Source organism: Geminicoccus harenae, from assembly GCF_019800005.1.
Classification (GTDB): domain Bacteria; phylum Pseudomonadota; class Alphaproteobacteria; order Geminicoccales; family Geminicoccaceae; genus Geminicoccus; species Geminicoccus harenae.
The window spans coordinates 26,626-42,242 of the sequence record NZ_JABGCL010000020.1 but is presented as its reverse complement, the minus strand read 5'-3'; the positions used below and the strand labels follow the sequence as shown (position 1 = coordinate 42,242).

At 68.3% G+C, this 15,617-nt stretch carries 14 protein-coding genes; 6 read left to right on the top strand and 8 right to left on the bottom strand.

All coding sequences use genetic code 11. From position 1 onward, the window contains the following. From HLA95_RS18130 to HLA95_RS18120, 3 genes are all read left to right on the top strand, one after another. Complete coding sequence (locus HLA95_RS18130; RefSeq protein ID WP_191057755.1) at positions 1 to 1,128, top strand: class I SAM-dependent methyltransferase; 1,128 nt, start codon at positions 1 to 3, stop codon at positions 1,126 to 1,128. A 422-nt stretch (positions 1,129 to 1,550) separates the two neighbouring features. After that, positions 1,551 to 3,407, top strand: a complete 1,857-nt coding sequence (locus HLA95_RS18125) for a hypothetical protein (RefSeq protein WP_191057754.1) — start codon at positions 1,551 to 1,553, stop codon at positions 3,405 to 3,407. Positions 3,408 to 3,621: 214 nt separating this feature from the next. Then, positions 3,622 to 4,305: a GNAT family N-acetyltransferase gene (locus HLA95_RS18120; RefSeq protein ID WP_191057753.1), complete on the top strand. Its 684-nt coding sequence runs from the start codon at positions 3,622 to 3,624 to the stop codon at positions 4,303 to 4,305. Between the two features lie 30 nt (positions 4,306 to 4,335). Here the strand turns inward: HLA95_RS18120 and HLA95_RS18115 are convergent, their stop codons facing one another. After that, positions 4,336 to 5,019 carry a protein-L-isoaspartate(D-aspartate) O-methyltransferase gene (locus HLA95_RS18115; RefSeq protein WP_191057752.1) on the bottom strand — a complete coding sequence of 228 codons (684 nt, stop codon included), beginning with the start codon at positions 5,017 to 5,019 and terminating at the stop codon, positions 4,336 to 4,338. Positions 5,020 to 5,194: 175 nt separating this feature from the next. Between HLA95_RS18115 and HLA95_RS29185 the strand changes: the two genes are divergently transcribed. After that, entirely contained in the window at positions 5,195 to 5,701 is a 507-nt protein-coding gene (locus HLA95_RS29185) for a flavin reductase family protein (protein WP_191057751.1), read from the top strand. Between the two features lie 24 nt (positions 5,702 to 5,725). On the opposite strand, the gene HLA95_RS18105 is transcribed toward HLA95_RS29185, so the two are convergent. The 5 genes from HLA95_RS18105 to HLA95_RS18085 all read right to left on the bottom strand — a co-directional run bounded on the left by HLA95_RS18105 (position 5,726) and on the right by HLA95_RS18085 (position 10,847). Next, positions 5,726 to 7,042: a M20 family metallopeptidase gene (locus HLA95_RS18105; protein ID WP_222184078.1), complete on the bottom strand. Its 1,317-nt coding sequence runs from the start codon at positions 7,040 to 7,042 to the stop codon at positions 5,726 to 5,728. 75 nt (positions 7,043 to 7,117) lie between these two features. Continuing rightward, entirely contained in the window at positions 7,118 to 7,897 is a 780-nt protein-coding gene (locus tag HLA95_RS18100) for an N-formylglutamate amidohydrolase (protein ID WP_191057749.1), read from the bottom strand. 17 nt (positions 7,898 to 7,914) lie between these two features. Then, positions 7,915 to 9,246, bottom strand: coding sequence for a type I glutamate--ammonia ligase (locus HLA95_RS18095; protein ID WP_191057748.1), 1,332 nt, complete (start codon positions 9,244 to 9,246; stop codon positions 7,915 to 7,917). Then, positions 9,243 to 9,896 carry a cysteine hydrolase family protein gene (locus HLA95_RS18090; protein ID WP_191057747.1) on the bottom strand — a complete coding sequence of 218 codons (654 nt, stop codon included), beginning with the start codon at positions 9,894 to 9,896 and terminating at the stop codon, positions 9,243 to 9,245. Before HLA95_RS18090 ends, HLA95_RS18095 begins: the two co-directional genes overlap by 4 nt. Before the next feature lie 39 nt (positions 9,897 to 9,935). Next, complete coding sequence (locus tag HLA95_RS18085) at positions 9,936 to 10,847, bottom strand: MurR/RpiR family transcriptional regulator (RefSeq protein WP_222184076.1); 912 nt, start codon at positions 10,845 to 10,847, stop codon at positions 9,936 to 9,938. Positions 10,848 to 11,552: 705 nt separating this feature from the next. Between HLA95_RS18085 and HLA95_RS18080 the strand changes: the two genes are divergently transcribed. Continuing rightward, positions 11,553 to 13,016 carry a CAP domain-containing protein gene (locus tag HLA95_RS18080; RefSeq protein WP_191060181.1) on the top strand — a complete coding sequence of 488 codons (1,464 nt, stop codon included), beginning with the start codon at positions 11,553 to 11,555 and terminating at the stop codon, positions 13,014 to 13,016. A gap of 3 nt (positions 13,017 to 13,019) precedes the next feature. On the opposite strand, the gene HLA95_RS18075 is transcribed toward HLA95_RS18080, so the two are convergent. Together HLA95_RS18075 and HLA95_RS18070 are read right to left on the bottom strand one after the other, a co-directional pair. Beyond that, positions 13,020 to 13,526, bottom strand: coding sequence for a metallophosphoesterase family protein (locus tag HLA95_RS18075; RefSeq protein WP_191060180.1), 507 nt, complete (start codon positions 13,524 to 13,526; stop codon positions 13,020 to 13,022). 66 nt (positions 13,527 to 13,592) lie between these two features. Further along, positions 13,593 to 14,078, bottom strand: coding sequence for a YciE/YciF ferroxidase family protein (locus HLA95_RS18070; protein WP_191060179.1), 486 nt, complete (start codon positions 14,076 to 14,078; stop codon positions 13,593 to 13,595). 241 nt (positions 14,079 to 14,319) lie between these two features. Here HLA95_RS18070 and HLA95_RS18065 point away from each other — a divergent pair, with 241 nt between their 5' ends. Beyond that, positions 14,320 to 15,603, top strand: a complete 1,284-nt coding sequence (locus HLA95_RS18065; protein ID WP_191060183.1) for a cystathionine gamma-synthase family protein — start codon at positions 14,320 to 14,322, stop codon at positions 15,601 to 15,603. The last annotated feature ends 14 nt before the right edge of the window (positions 15,604 to 15,617 follow it).

Below are 15,617 nucleotides of genomic sequence, written 5' to 3'. Positions count from 1 at the left end.
TTGAGCAAGCGGCCATGGATCAACCTCCTCCGGCGGTCGTTCTCCGGATCGACCGATCTTCTGCCGAACCATGGCAGGCCGGCTTCTGCAGCGGGCGGGACGATCCCGGCCCAGTCGACGGGCGAGCCGGCCTTCAGCCCCGAGAAGGTGGTCGCCAGTCTCTACGAGGTCGCCCTGCGGCGCGCCCCCGATCGCAAGGGGCTGGAGGATCACGCCCGGTCGCTGAGGAATGGCGCGTCGCTCGATGACGTCATGAGGAGCTTCCTGCACTCGAAGGAATTCGCGGCGAAGGTCTACGACTATGTCGACCGCTTCCCGCTGGATGCGAGCGGCCCGCTGCGCATCGACCTCGACGGCGCCGAAGGCCGACATGCCGGCCTTTGGCGGCACGTCGCGGAGGTATGGTCCGAGTACGGGGTGAGCGACCCGTACTGGTCGGTCCTGACGGACGAGCGCTGGCGGGCACGCAACATGGTCCGTGCCGATGTCCTGGAGGAGTTCTACAAGAGCGGCGCGAACGGGCTCCGGCGGCTCGAGACCTGGTTCGCAAGGAACGAGCTCGAGATCGATCCCGAAACCGTGTGCGCCGAGTACGGCTGTGGCGTGGGACGCTGCACCCTGTGGCTCGCGCGCCGCTTCCGCCGGGTCGTGGCGTTCGACATCTCGCAGAATCACATCGACGCGGCCCACAAGGCGCTCAAGGAACGGGGCGTCACCAATGTGGACTTCGTCCTCGTGCGAGGGCCCGAGGATCTGAGGCATCTTCAGGGGGTCGACCTGTTCTTCTCGATCATCGTGCTCCAGCACAACCCGCCGCCGATCATCGTCGACATCCTCGAGGCCGCGTTCGAAGGGCTGAAGCCGGGCGGGATCCTGTACTTCCAGGTGCCGACCTATGGCGCGGACTACTCCTTCATCGAGCAGGAATACCGCCACGTGCAGCGAAGAAAGACCATGGAGATGCACTGCGTACCGCAACGCGTGATCTTCGATCTCGCTGCGCGCCACGGCCTGCGCCTCATCGAGGTCCAGCCCGACAACATGACCGGCGCGCCACAGATCTGGGTCTCCAACACCTTCCTGATCCACAAGCCGGCAGAAGCCGGTGCCGGCCTTGCCGCTGTCTGACCAGGGAGGGCTTTCCGCCGGCTCATCGAAAGTGACGGGCAGCCGCTTCTAAAATGACCATCAGGTCATGTCCGTCACTCGCGGCCGGCACCGGCGTCATTCTGGAGATCACCTTTCATTGAATCGGTGCCACAACCTTCTGGCGTGAAGATCTATGCCCACGAAGCCCGGTCGGATAGGATGGTTCTGCTTGGCCGCAAGCCATCTTCTCAGGCAGGAGGGTACTTTTGGCAATTTCCATTAGGTTGCAGAAGAACCCACAGTACCATCTTGCAAATCATGAACTAAGCTCCGCGGAACAGATTGCTCGGCAAGTTTCTATATGGCTACTGACGTCTTTATCTGTATTTCTCATACTTCTATGGCACAACTGGATTTACCTGGTATCGGATACGGCCCCTCACAGTGACATCGCCGCCGACATGCTGCTGATTGAACGGGCACGGCATGACTGGCTGCTGGTCGGCCACTACTCGCGCTTCGGCTTCAATCACCCAGGACCGTTCTTCCTTTATCTTCGCCACCTCGCCGAGGTTCTGAGCGGGCATCGATTGCCCAGCCCCTACAGCGCCCATCTGCTGGCAGTCATCGCCACCAGCTCGTTCTTCGTCGGGATCGCGGCGTCCGCCGTGGCGGCGCTTCTGGACACCCGCCGGGGTGCCGCCGTCGCTGTCGCCGCCACCACCGTTCTCGTCCTGCTGGTCCAGGACAATGGTGTCGGCATCCTTGCTCACCCCTGGATACCTTTTCAGCTGGTTGCGCCGTTCCTGGCCTTCATCCTGTTGCTGGCTGGCACGGCACAGGGACGGCTCTGGATGCTGCCGGCCGCCAGCCTGTGCGGTGGTGCGCTCGTCCATGGCTATTGGCCGCTGGTTCCGTTCGTCGGGCTGCCATGGCTGCTGGCGCTGGCATGCGGCTCCATCCAGTATCGTCGGCACGACCCCAGGCAAGCCGGGCTTCCGGCCGCCCCGTTCGCAATCTCGGCCACGGTCATCGCCTTATTCGTGGCACCTCTGCTCTTGGACATGGTGATCAATCCGCCAGGCAACCTCGTCATGCTCTGGAACGTCACCCGGGCAATCACGCCCGAGAGCGGGGCTTCCGTGGGCGAGGTTGCGGCGTTCGTTCTGCAGTTCTGGAAGCCTGCCCTGCCTGCCTATTCCGACCTGGCGATAAGCTCGGTCTCGCCGATCCTGTGGGTCGCAGCGGCGGTCGGCAGCGTGGTCATGTTCCGGGACAGGGAAGCCCGGGCCGTCGTGCTGCACGTGGTTGCTGTGACGGCGCTGATGACGCTGCTGCTGGCTTTCTATGCGTGGCGGGCCCCAGGCCCGCTCTACCCATTCATCGCGCAATTCTATCTCGGCGCGCCGCTGGCGGTGGTCACTATCGCCATTGCTGCCGGGATCAAGGGGGCGATGCGCCGGGCCTCTCAGTCTGTCGGCATCGTCGTCGCGGCGTTTGGCATTGGCTTGGCGTTCCACGGGGCCTTCACTACCCCAAATCAGCACGTCGCCGGGCTTCGTGAGCTGTCGGATGGCGTGGTGAAGGATCTGCATGACCGGGCAGACGACGCTGTCCGAATCGAGTTCGAGGACCACCAGCACTGGGTGTTCGTGACCGGCTTGGTGCTCGATCTCGAACGCGCGGGCATCCGCACCTGTGTCGAAGCCCCCCATCTGGCCGTCATGTTCACACCGGAACGCGTCTGCAAGCGATCGACACCCGGCCAGACCTATGTGCTGACCACGAGCTCGGCCTGCGCCGGCGAGTGCATCGTCCGATCCCAATCACTGGGCCTCGGTCTGGCCGTGCCTGCCAAGGTCCCACCCTACCAGGTCGGGCAGCTTCTCGGCTTCTCCCCCGACCACGACACGAGCCGACCCTATCGCGCCAGCGGCTGGTCGATCCCAGACCTCGATGGCACCTTTTCCAATGCATCGGAGGCGGAACTGATCCTGCCGGTTCGACTTGAGACAGACGCTCCCCTGCAGCTGCGGGCCCAAGCATGGAGCTTCGTGGCGGAGGAGCTGTCCCGCCAGGAGATCGAGATCCTGGTGAACGGACGCTTCGTCGGGAGGTGGGAATTTACTCTCGCAGACGCACGCGGTGAACGCACAGCGATAATTCCCGCCGAGATCGCAAGAGAGCAGGAACCTATGTCCATCGTCTTCCGCATGCCGAACGCGACATCGCCGCTGTCGCTCGGCCTGTCCACGGACGCACGCCAGCTCGGCATCGGCCTTCAGTGGTTGAGGCTCGATGCGGTAGCAGGCGGTTGAACATCGGCCGGCCATGGCCCTGGCCCTGGCCCTGGCCCTGGCTCTGGCGAATGGCGTCACCTGAACCGGCCGATCGAGATGTGGCCGCAGCCAGCAGTGTGACGTTCCCGGGATTTCCGCATACTCGCTGCGGTGGCAAGCTGCCGGCACGCCAGGCATCCATGGCATTGCCCGGGGCTGGAGGTTCGGCTTCGTCGGCGGAGAACGGAACAGCATGCAGCGCCAGGTCCTCCAGTTCCTGCAAGGCTACCTGAACGCCCGCGGCAATGCCGGCTCCGAGATCGACCTGTCGGACGATCTCGCCGTGGTCCGCTACCGGGTGCCGATGGGCCGGTCGGCGGAGCTCTTCTACTGGGGCACGGGGCGCCGGCAGTTGCCCCTGGAGGCGGGCATGTGGCTGACGGTGATCGGCGCCGAGGCCATCGCCCACCTGCCGGTTCTTTGCCCGTCGATGCAGAAGCTGGTCGACGAGCACCTGATGGCAGCCGACCTTCCGCTCGCTGCCGGGGCAGCGGCAAAGGTCGAGGTCGCCGAGATGGAGGGTCCCGAGGCGGTAGCGGCGTTCAACCGGCTGGGGCTGTTCGCGCCGATCCCGGACGATCCGGCAGATCGCGCCCAGGCTGCCTTCATCCGTGCCGACTACCAGGGAGAGCCGGCGGCAGCAGCTCGGTTCGGCTGGGCCGACCCTGACCTGGACGTGGTCGACCACGTGCTGACCCAGCCGGCATTCCGGCGCCGCGGGCTGGGCGAGACGCTGATGGCGGCCATGGCCGCCAGGGCAGGCCGGGATGGTGCGCGACGCATGTTGCTGATCTCATCGCAGCAGGGCCGGCGGCTGTACGAGCGGATCGGCTTTCGGACGCTGGCGCCGGTCGAGGTCTACCAGCACGACGGCTGACGATCACCCGGCGAGGTTGCCGGTCGGCCTTCAGCCGGAAGGATCGGGCTCCGCTCCGGTCGTGGACGGGGTCGGCCAGCCTTCGGCGCCGATCAGCGGCACGAACCAGACGGCGCCCAGGTCCTCCTCGCGGAAGTGGGTCTCGCTCTGCCGGGTGAGCTTGAGCAGGCACTGCTCGCCGCCCGGCCCCACCGGCATGACCAGCCGTCCGCCGATCGCGAGCTGCCGCTTGAGCGTGGCGGGCACGACGGGCCCGCCGGCGGCGGTGATGATCGCATCGAAGGGGGCTGCGTCCGGCCAGCCGAGCGAGCCGTCGCCCAGGTGGACCTGGACGTTGCGGTACTTCATGAGCTCCAGGCGCGCCCGGGCGATCTCGGCCAGGCGCGGGTGCCGCTCGACCGTGTGCACTTCCCGCACGATCTCGGCCATGATCGCGGCGGCATAGCCCGAGCCGGCACCGATCTCCAGCGCCCGGTCATCCGGCTGGAGCTCGGCCGCCTGCAGCATCATGGCGACCACGAAGGGCTGCGAGATGGTCTGGCCCTCGCCGATCGGCAGCGGGCCGTCGACATAGGCGGCGTCGCGCTGGCTCTCGGCGATGAACGCCTCCCGCGGCACGCTTGCCATCGCGGCCAGCACGCGGGGGTCGGTGATGCCGCGGCCCTTGAGCTGCCGCTCGACCATCCGTGCCCGGGCCAGCACCAGGTCCGTCATCGTCCAGTTCCCCGCCTGCCCGGGCCCCGCCGCCCTTGGCCGCAGCCCGCCAGGGTTTCAGGAACGCCCGTCCTGCCACAAGGTTGCGGCTCCGGGCATGCCGCGCTGCTTGCCGATCGGCGGAAAACGCAGGACACCGGCGCGAGCGGCGGGCGTGAACGGGCGGGAGAAACGGGTGAGCGTGAACCGGGTGTCCTATATCGACGGGATGCGCCGCCTGGCGGCCAGCGTGACGATCGTGACCACTGGCCAAGCACCCGACCGGTTCGGCCTGACCGCGACCGCGGTGACCTCGGTGTCCGCCGACCCGCCGACCCTGCTCGCCTGCATCAACCGCGATTCCGATTCCTTCCAGCCGATCCTGCGCAATCGCCGCTTCGCGGTGAACCTGCTCCGCCCGGAGCATGGCGAGCTGGCCAGCCGATTCGGCGGCCGCTTCGCGGAGAGCGGCGAGCCGCGCTTTGCCGCCGGCAATTGGGTGGCGGGCGAGCACGGCGTACCGGTGCTGGCCGATGCGCTGGTCGCCTTCGAGTGCGCGCTGGAAACCGTCCATGACGGCGCCAGCCACGGCATCCTGGTGGGCCAGGTCCTCTCCGTCACCATGACCGGCAGCGGCAGCCCGCTGCTCTGGTTCGAGGGCGACCTCGCCCAGGCCACGCGCCTGGTGCCGGCCGGCGACTGAGCGCCGGCCGGCAGGCTGCAGCGGTCAGCGCACCCCGCACCAGTCGATGACCGCGCCGGCGATCACCTTGGTGGCCTCGACCAGTGAGGCGAGGTCGACATATTCGTCGACGCCGTGGAAGCCGTCGCCCGAAGGGCCGAAGATCACGCCATCCACCCCTGCCCCGGCATAATGGGCAGCGTCGCAGACCGCGACGAAGCCCCGGATCTCGGGTGCCTTGCCGAGCCTGGTCTTGTGCTCGACCAGCGAGCTGACCAGCGGGTGGTCGACCGGCGTGTTCAAGGCCGGGAAATGCAGCCCGCCCAGCTCCCACTGCACGGTGGGCGGATGATCACGCAGCCAGCTATCGGTCTGGGCGAAGTGGTGGACGAAGGCCTCGAAGTCGCGGCGGACCTCGGCCGAGCTCTCGTTCGGCAGGAACTTCATGTCCAGGTCCAGCACCACCACGTCGGGGATGATCGCCGGGTTGGTCATGATCGTCGGCAGGCCGTTCTCGCCGAGCCCGGCACCCCCCTGGATCACGCCGACATTGATCGTGTTGAGGCCGACCGGCACCAGCGGATGGTCCTTGGCCCGGCCACGGTCGTTCTCGTAGTGGCGCAGCGCCTGCATGAAGCGGTTGACGAGGTCGATCGCGTTCACGCCCGGCTCCAGCCGGTCACCTGTGTGCCGCTGCGGGTAGATCTCGTTGTAGCGCCAGCCGGCATGGGCGGTGCGGCCGCGAATGGTGACCCGCACCCATTCGAGCCCGCCCTCGGCCGGCAGCACGTCGCCCCAGGTGGGCTCGGCGACCAGCACCGCCTTGGCGAGCTTGCCCCGCTTGACCGCGTCCATGGCGCCGAAGCCGCCGGCCTCCTCGTCGACCACCGCGTGGAGCGCGAGGCGGCCCTCCAGTTCCAGCCCGGCCCGGCGGATCGCCCGGGTAGCCGCGATGCAGGCGGCCACCCCGCCCTTCATGTCGATGGCACCCCGGCCGTAGAGCCGGCCGTCCCTGACCTCGCCGCCGAACGGGTCGACCGTCCAGTCCGACGCAGCGCCCACCGGCACGACGTCGATATGGCCGCACAGGATCAGGCTGCGCTCCTCCGTGCCTGGCCGCTCGCCCACCAAGTTCGGCCGGCCCGGCAGGACGTCCCACTGCTCGGTGGCGAAGCCTTCCTCCTGCAGGATCGGCTCCAGCAGCGCCTGCAGCTCGGCCTCACGGTTGATTGCCGGGTCCGTCTCGAATTTCGGGTTGACGGTCGGCACCCGCACCATCCGGCTGGTCAGGTCGACCAGCCAGTCGCGCTCGGCATCGATCTGCGCCTGCACGGCCGCAATCGCCGCGTTCCGGTCCGACATGAAGGCTCCCTTCTTGTAACAGCCGCTCATTCCCTGCGGCTCACCACATCATGGATGACGCTGCCCGCGCCTCGTTCACACGGCTTCTTCCAGGGCCGCGCGCAGCCGCTCCACCCACTCCGCCACCCCCGCCTCGTCCCGGATCAGGTCGTGGCGGATCTCCACCAGGATCGCCGGCAGCGCCCGGTCGGTGCCATGGACCGGCAGGGCGTAGTCGGTCTCGCGGTCGACCTGGTAGGGCTGGTTGGTGCCGATCACCAGGGCACGGTCTTTCGCCAGCGCCCCCACCACCTGGAGTGCCAGTTCCTCCGAGCGGTCGAACAGGATGCCGGCATGCCAGGGGCGCCGCTCACCCAGGAACACCGGCGTGAAGCTGTGGATGGTGACGATCCGGGTCGGCAGCCCGGCTTCCCGGCGCCGGTCCAAGAAGGAAGCGACCCGGCGGTGGAACGGCTCGAAGATCCGGGTGCGCCGGCGCAGGATCTCGGCCGGCGGCCGGTCGCGGTTGCCGGGGATGTCGGTGGCTTCCGAACGCACCGGGATGCTGGACGGCACGCCGAACGGCCGGTTCAGGTCGACCAGCAGGCGCGAATAGGTGCCGAGAAAGGCCGGCGCGTCCAGGGCTCGGGACAGGCCGCGCGTAACCGACTCGGCACCGATGTCCCAGGCGATGTGCCGCTCCAGATCGGCGGGTCCGAGGCCCAGGCCGCGATACTCCGCCGGCAGGTGCCGCGAGGCGTGCTCGCAGATCAGGACGGTGGGCGAGCTGCCGGCCTCGTTCAGGACGGCCACCGGCTCCGGCCAGTCCTGAGATGGGTTCTGCGGCCCGGCATCCACGGCCGGCCCCTCACCCATCGTCCATCCGTCCGCCATCAGTAGAGCGCCCGGTAGATCGCGCAGATCTCGGATTCGTCCCGGCCGTCCAGCCGGGCGATCTCGGCACGCTTGACCGCCAGGTAGCTCTCGACCAGTGCCGGCCCGAACCAGCCGGTCACGGTGGCATCGGCCTTGAACGCGGCCAGCGCCTCCTCCAGCGAGAGCGGCAGGCGGTGCAGGCCCAGGTGATGGCACTCGGCCGGATCCATCAGGGCCGGATCGCCGCTGACCACCGGCGGAGGGGCCAGCCGCTCGGTGATGCCGGCGAGCCCGGCCCGGACCAGTGCCGCCAGCGCCAGGTAGGGATTGCCGGTGGCATCGGCCGCCCGATACTCGACGTTGAACTGCCGGGCGACGTCCCGCCCGCCAATCCGGACCGCCGGGCAGATCCGCAGGGTCGCCTCGCGGTCGCGTTCGCCCAGCCAGGTGTAGGAGGCGCTCCAGTTGTGCGGGGCCAGGCGGTAGTAGGAAGGGACACTCGCCGCGGTGAGTGCCGTCAATGCCGGCAGGTGGCGCAGCACGCCGGCCAGGAACGCCAGGGCGACCTTGGACAGGCCGCCCGGTCCGGCCGCGTCGTGCATGGCCGGCCGGCCTGCCTCGTCCAGGAAGCTGAAATGGATGTGCACGCCGTTGCCGACGCCGCCGCGCTCCGGCTTGGGCGTGAAGCTGGCCCGCCGGCCGAGATGCAGCGCCACCTCGCGGGCGATCTCGCGGATCGCGATCGCCCGGTCCGCCGCGGCCAGCGCGTCGGCCGGCGCATGGGTCACCTCGAACTGGTGGGGGCCGTATTCGGCCAGCACCATCTCCGGCTCGATGCCGGCCTGCTCCATGGCGGCCATCATTCGCGGGGCGAACGGATCGGCAGCCCGCAGCGCGCCGAACGAGAAGGCATGGCCGGGTGGCGTGGCCGGATCGGCCGGTGCCAGCTGGAACTCCTGCTCGAAGGTCGCCTGCATGCGCAGGCCGGTGGCCTCCTGCAGTGCGGCGAGGGCGGCCTTGAGCTGGCTGCGCGGGCAGCAGGACCAGGGCGTGCCGTCCAGCTCGGTGAGGTCGCCCATCACCATGTCGAACAGGGTCGGCGCCCCGCTCCGGTCAGTGGAGAAGCGCGCCTCCATGTCCGGGATGATCCGCAGGTCACCGGTCGAGCCCCAGGGGTTCGGGTCGGCGATCACGTTGAACGCGGTCAGGCACAGATTGGCCGGGACCCAGCCCACGCCGGTCTGGGCGATCCGGTCGAGTCGGTCATGGGTCACCGGCCGGCCGCGGGTGATCGCGGCCAGATCAGTCGTGACGATGCTGGCGAGCGGGGTCGTGTTCCAGTCGGTCATCGGGCCGCCTCCATGCCGAGCGCCTGGAAGCGCGCCTCGACCGTGGCGGTGTCCGTCACCCAGCAATAGCCGCCGAACGCCTTGAGCGCCGTGGCGTGCCGCTCCGGCGTGGGTGCCGCGCAGGCATCGGCCACGCAGGTGATGAGGTAGCCGCGATCGGCACCGTCGCGCACCGTCATGTCAACGCACTGGTCGGTCAGTATGCCCGCCACCACCAGGTGCCGGATGCCCAGGTTCTTCAGAAGATAGTCGAGGTTGGTGGAGTTGAAGACGCCGGACGAGGTCTTGGGCAGCATGATCTCGTCGCCCACCGGCGCCAGCTCCGGCGGCGGCAGCCCCTCGGGCAGGCTCGGCGGAATGTGGATCGGCGTGAGCTTGTGGTCGAGCGAGCGGTCGCGGCCGTCCTCGGTCAGGCTCTGGATGATGGTGTGCAGCACCTCCACGCCCGAAGCGCGCGCCGCGGCCAGGAGCCGGCGCTGGTTCGGGATCACCACCTCGCGGTTGATCTTGTAGAAGTAATGGTCAGGGGCCCAGTCGGCATGGTCGGGGTCGAGCCCCGGCTCCAGCCAGATGCGCTGCATGTCCACCAGGAGCAGTGCCGTCCTGCCCCGGGCATAGGGCTCGTCGCGGCGCGGCAGGGTCTCGGTCATCTGCGAAACTTTCTCCAGGTCGAACGGTGGGCCGATGGTTCAGGATGGTAGCGGCTTGCGGCGCCGCCCGGCAGCGGCCGCGGGCGGTTCCGGCGTCGGGCCGTCCAGGGTGACGGCATTGGCGTGGCGGATCCGCTCGACCTCCGCGATGCGCCGCCGCGCCGGCTCGTCCAGCCGGGCGATCACGTGGGCCAGCAGGGCCTCCATCTGCGCTACCACCGGTGCCAGCGTGTCGTAGGGCGAGCCCGCCTCGATGGGTGCCACCAGCACCACCTCGGCACTCTCGGCGATCGGCGAGCGCCAGGGATCGGTGAACAGGACCACCGCAGCACCGCGCTCAGCAGCCTGTCGGGCGAACGCGACGACGTCGGCCTGATAGCGGCGATAGTCGAACACGATCAGGAGGTCGCGCCGGCCGAGATCGACCAGCCGGTCGAAGTCCACCGGCGACAGGATGCCCAAGTCCTGCACGCCCGGCCGGAGCTGGCCCAGATAGCTCGCCAGCATGGCGCCGACATTGCGGCTGAACCGGCCGCCCAGCACCAGGACACTGCCCCGGGTCTCCCAGATCAGCCGGGTGGCCCGCTCGTAGCTGTGGACCGGCGTGGCCGCGCGCAGGTCGTCCAGGTTGCGCAGCACGGTGGCGAGATAGGCCTGGCCAATGCTGTCGGCAGCACCGGACGGGCGCTTGGCCTCCATCATCAGCAGCGGCGAGCGCAGCCTGGCCTCCACTTCCTCCAGGAGTTCCGCCTGGAAGGCAGGGAAGCCCTCGTAGCCGAGCTTGACCACCAGGCGCACCACGGTCGGGTCGCTCACGCCGGCACGCCGGGCCAGGCTGGTGGCGGTGCCCAGCCCGGACATCGGGTAGTCGGCGAGCAGGACCTGGACGATCTTCGCCTCCGAGGGAGTGAGCGACAGGCCGGCCTGCGACAGGCGATCACGCAACCCCATCCGTTCTCCGGCAAAACGCGCCACCCGCTGCGACCATGGCGGCGCCGACCATGGACCAGCCGGCGGGGATAGTGAAGAGGAACCGACAGAAACCCGCCGGATCGCTGCTCCTGACAGGTGATCGACAGCCGCGGGTGGATGTCGGCCCGGTCGATCACCGCGGAAGATTGCAGGGAGATGAACGAGCTGAGGCAGGCGTAGCGGATCCGGCTCTTGGAGCGGATCGCGTCATGATGGAACTCCGGAAGCGGCACCTGTCGTTCGGTCCTGCCGTGTCCGGTTCAAGATGGCGGCTTGGTACGCGGCTCGGCCGACGGGGTCCGGCCGACCTCGTGGCGGGTCCTGCGACAGGAGCAACAGTCATTCCGCAGAGCTAACACACTACCAATGAAGACAATTATAAGTTGTGGGTCATTATTCAAATACTATCATCACTAGTATCGGAATTCGAGATCCACCGTACAAGCAATGGTATTAATCAATATATACGTCTATTTAATCTTTTCCGGAAAATTTTTTCTATCGTACTGAACAGGGACGAGGTAACATCTCCGTACGGGCCGAACCTGCAAGATCACGATGCCGGGATCGTGTGCCGCGTGAATCGAGCGCCGGCATGCCAGAAGCATGCGCAACCGGCCGAGCGCTCCACGACGCAATCGGGCCCATCAGGACGATCCCGGCGAACGGACAAGGACCAGTGACGTGCCTACGCAACCCACTGTTGACGAGCAGTACCTCCTCGAACTCGTCAATATCGAGCGCGCCGAGGCCGGCGTGCAGCCGCTCGCCTTCGACCTGAACCTGAACAGCGCCGCCGATAGCCATACGGCGTGGATGCTCAGCACCGACACCTTCTCGCATACCGGTGCGGGCGGCTCGAATGTCGGCGACCGGATCGAGGCCGCCGGCTATACCGGCTGGAATAGCTGGGCCGAGAACATCGCCATGCAGTCGGTGGGCGGTCCCGCCGGCCTGCACGACGAGGCCGACCGGATGCATGTCGGGCTCATGAACAGCCCCGGGCATCGCGCCAACATCCTGAACGGCAACCTGCGCGAAATCGGCATCGGCCTGCAGTCCGGCGAGTACCGGGGCGGCACGGCCGCCATGGTCACCGAGGTGTTCGGCCGCCAGGGCGGCCCGGCGATCCTGACCGGCGTGGCCTTCAAGGATGCCGACGGCGACAAGGCCTACGATCCGGGCGAAGGACTGGGCGGCGTGACGGTCAAGGTGACCGGCAGCGGCGGCAGCTTCACCACCCAGACCATGGCCACCGGCGGCTATCAGCTCGACCTGGCGGCAGGGAGCTGGACGGTCACCTTCTCCGGCAACGGCGTGAGCCAGACCCGGCAGGTCACCATGGGCACGCAGAACCTGAAGCTGGACGCGAACGGCACCGGGGCGACGCCGGCCCCGGAGCCCGAGCCGACGCCGACCCCCACGCCTCCTCCTGCCCCTGTGCCGGAACCGGACAGCCTGCTCGACCTGCCCTACAGCCAGGCGGCCACCACGACCAGGCTCGGGACGAGCGGCAATGACCGGCTCTACGGCACGGACGGCCACAACCTGATCGATGGCAAGGCCGGCCAGGACTATCTGAGCGGCGGGCGCGGCGACGACACCTACCGGGTCGACAGCACCGGCGACACCGTCGTGGAAGGCCGCGGCAAGGGCGTGGACACCGTGCTGAGCAAGGCGAGCTGGCACCAGCTCTCCGCCCATGTCGAGAACCTGTTCCTGCAGGGCGACACGATGCAGGTCGGGATCGGCAACAGCGTGGGCAACATCCTGAAGGGCAACGGGGTCGCCTCCTACCTGGACGGCGGGGCCGGCGACGACGTGCTGATCGCGGGCAAGGGCAGCCAGACGCTGAAGGGCGGCGAGGGCGACGACCTGTTCGTGTTCGAGACGGCCGGGAGCGGCCGCCGGGTCACCGACTTCGAGCCGGGCGAGGACCAGATCGACCTGCGCGACCTGTTCGAGGACTTCGACGGCGGCGTGCCGGTGCTTGGCCAGCATGTCCTGCTGAAGGCCAACACCGTCGGCGGTACGGAGATCCGCGTCGACCTGGACGGGGCCGGCGGTGCCGCACCGAGCCTGGTGGCGACGCTGGACCAGGTGGCGCCTGCGGATCTGCAGGCCGGGCGCGACCTGATCTGGTCGTGACCGTCAGGTGACACGATAGCGACGCCCGGCCAGCATCGTCGCGAGGCTGACCGGGCGGAACTTCCAGGCGTCCACGCCAACGTCGATCTGCCGGGTCAGCGGCTTCAGCCGGCCATGGGAATGGCCGTGCAGGTCGATCGCACGCTTGCCCATCCCGTTCCAGGTGCGGAATGGATAGTGGCAGAGGACCAGGCGCACCCCGTCGGCGGTGAGCTCGCGGTAATGCGCCATGCTGGACCAGCCGCTGGCCTCCAGCGTGGCGTGCCCGTCATTGTTGCCGATGATCAGGTGCTTGGTGCCGTTGAGCTGGGCGAGCAGGTCCTCGACCCTCGCCCGGTCGCCCCGGGCGAAGTCGCCCAGATGCCAGACCTCGTCCCCTGCCCCGACGGCCGCGTTCCAGCGCTCCACCAGTGCCCGGTCGTGCTCGGCGAGCGAGCCGAACGGGCGCCGGTCGATGCGCAGGACGCGGGGGTCGCCGAAATGGGTGTCGGCGGTGAAGTACCAGGCCAAGCGTCCGCCTCGTGCGCTGGCGGGTCGATCAGCCGCCCGGCCCGGTGGGCGGGCGGCTGGCCCGGCTCACGCGGCCTTGGGGTTGATCGCATCCTCGGCCAGCTCGGACAGCGCCTCGTCGGTGCTCTCCTCCTCGGCCAGCGTCTCCTCCAGCAGGCCCTGGGCCTCGGTGTGGCCGAGCTGCTTGGCCCAGGCGATCAGCGTGCCGTAGCGGGTGATCTCGTAATGCTCGACGGCCTGGGCCGCGGCGATCAGCCCGGCATCCAGGGCACCACCCTGGAACTCGGACATGATCTCCTCGCCTTCCGCGATGATGCCCTGGATCGCCTTGCACTCCACGCCCTGGGGCTGCTCGCCCAGTTGCTGGAAGACCTTCTCCAGGCGCTTCACCTGGTTCTTGGTTTCCTCCAGATGCACCGCGAACGCACCGCGCAGATCCTCGCTCTGCGCGGCCGCGGCCATCTGCGGCAGCGCCTTGATGATCGCGTTCTCCGCGAAATACGTGTCCTTCAACTGATGCAGAAACAGAGACTGCAGGTCTTTGTCCGCCACGTTCGTGCTCCGTTCCAGGTAGGAAAGCACAGCCTCAACCTCGCGATGCCGGCACCGGTTCCGCCCGGCTCCCCGTCCGGAGGGCGCCCACTCGCCCGCCGATCAGGATGCAACGGACCCGCCTCCTGCGCGTTCTGCCGGGCAGTGCGACGAAACGGTCCCCTCAGCGGTGGTTGCCCTGGACGAAGGGATGCCGCCACCCTTCCTGTCCGGGAGCCCAAGGAGAACAGCCATGCCGCCGATGACCCCCAAGCACTCCAAGCGGACCCATATCGGCAACCATCTGCTCCACCCCGAGACGCAGATGATGAATTACGGCTTCGACCCGTCCCTCTCGGAGGGCGCGGTCAAGCCGCCGGTCTTCCTGACCTCGACCTTCGTGTTCCGCACCGCCGAGGAAGGGCGGGACTTCTTCGACATGGTGGCCGGCCGCCGGGAGCCGCCGGCCGGCGAGAGCGGCGGCCTCGTCTATTCCCGCTTCAACCATCCCAACAGCGAGATCGTCGAGGACCGGCTGGCCGTGTTCGAGCGGACCGAAAGCTGCGCGCTGTTCTCCTCAGGCATGTCGGCCATCTCCACCGCCATCCTGGCCTTCGCGCGACCGGGCGACGTGGTGCTGCACTCCCAGCCGCTCTATGGCGGCACTGAGACCCTGCTGACCAAGACGCTCCTGCCGTTCGGCATCAGCGCGGTTGGGCTGGAGGACGGCACCGACGAGGCGGTGATCCGTGCTGCCGCCGAGCGGGCCATGGGCCAGGGCCGCGTCTCGATGATTCTGGTCGAGACTCCCGCGAATCCCACCAACAATGTCGTCGACATCGCGATGCTGCGCCGCGTCGCCGACGAGATCGGCAGCCGGCAGGGGCACACCCCGGTCTTCGCCTGCGACAACACCATGCTGGGGCCGGTGTTCCAGCGCCCGATCGAGCATGGCGCCGACCTGTCGCTCTACAGCCTGACCAAATATGTGGGCGGCCATTCCGACCTGATCGCCGGCGCCGCTCTCGGCTCCCGCGCCGTGATCCGGCCGATCAAGGCGCTGCGCGGTGCGATCGGCACGCAGCTCGACCCACATTCCTGCTGGATGCTCGGCCGCTCGCTGGAAACGCTCAGCCTGCGCATGGAGCGCGCCGACCGCAACGCGCACGCCATCGCGGAATTCCTGCGCGACCACGCCAAGGTCGCCAAGGTCCACTACCTGCCGTTCAGCCCGCCGGATTCCGCCGCCGCACGCATTTCCGCGGCCCAGTCGACCGGGGCGGGCTCGACCTTCTCCTTCGACATCCAAGGCGGCCAGGAGGCGGCGTTCCGCTTCCTCAACGCGCTGCAGATCTTCAAGCTCGCGGTGAGCCTCGGCGGCACGGAGTCCCTGGCGAGCCTGCCGGCGAGCATGACCCATTCGGGTGTGCCGGTGGAGGTGCGCGAACGGATGGGTGTGCTGGAATCCACCATCCGCCTGTCCATCGGCATCGAGCACCCGGACGACCTGATCGCCGATCTCGCCCAGGCGCTCGCAGCGGCATGAGGCGTGTGCAGGCG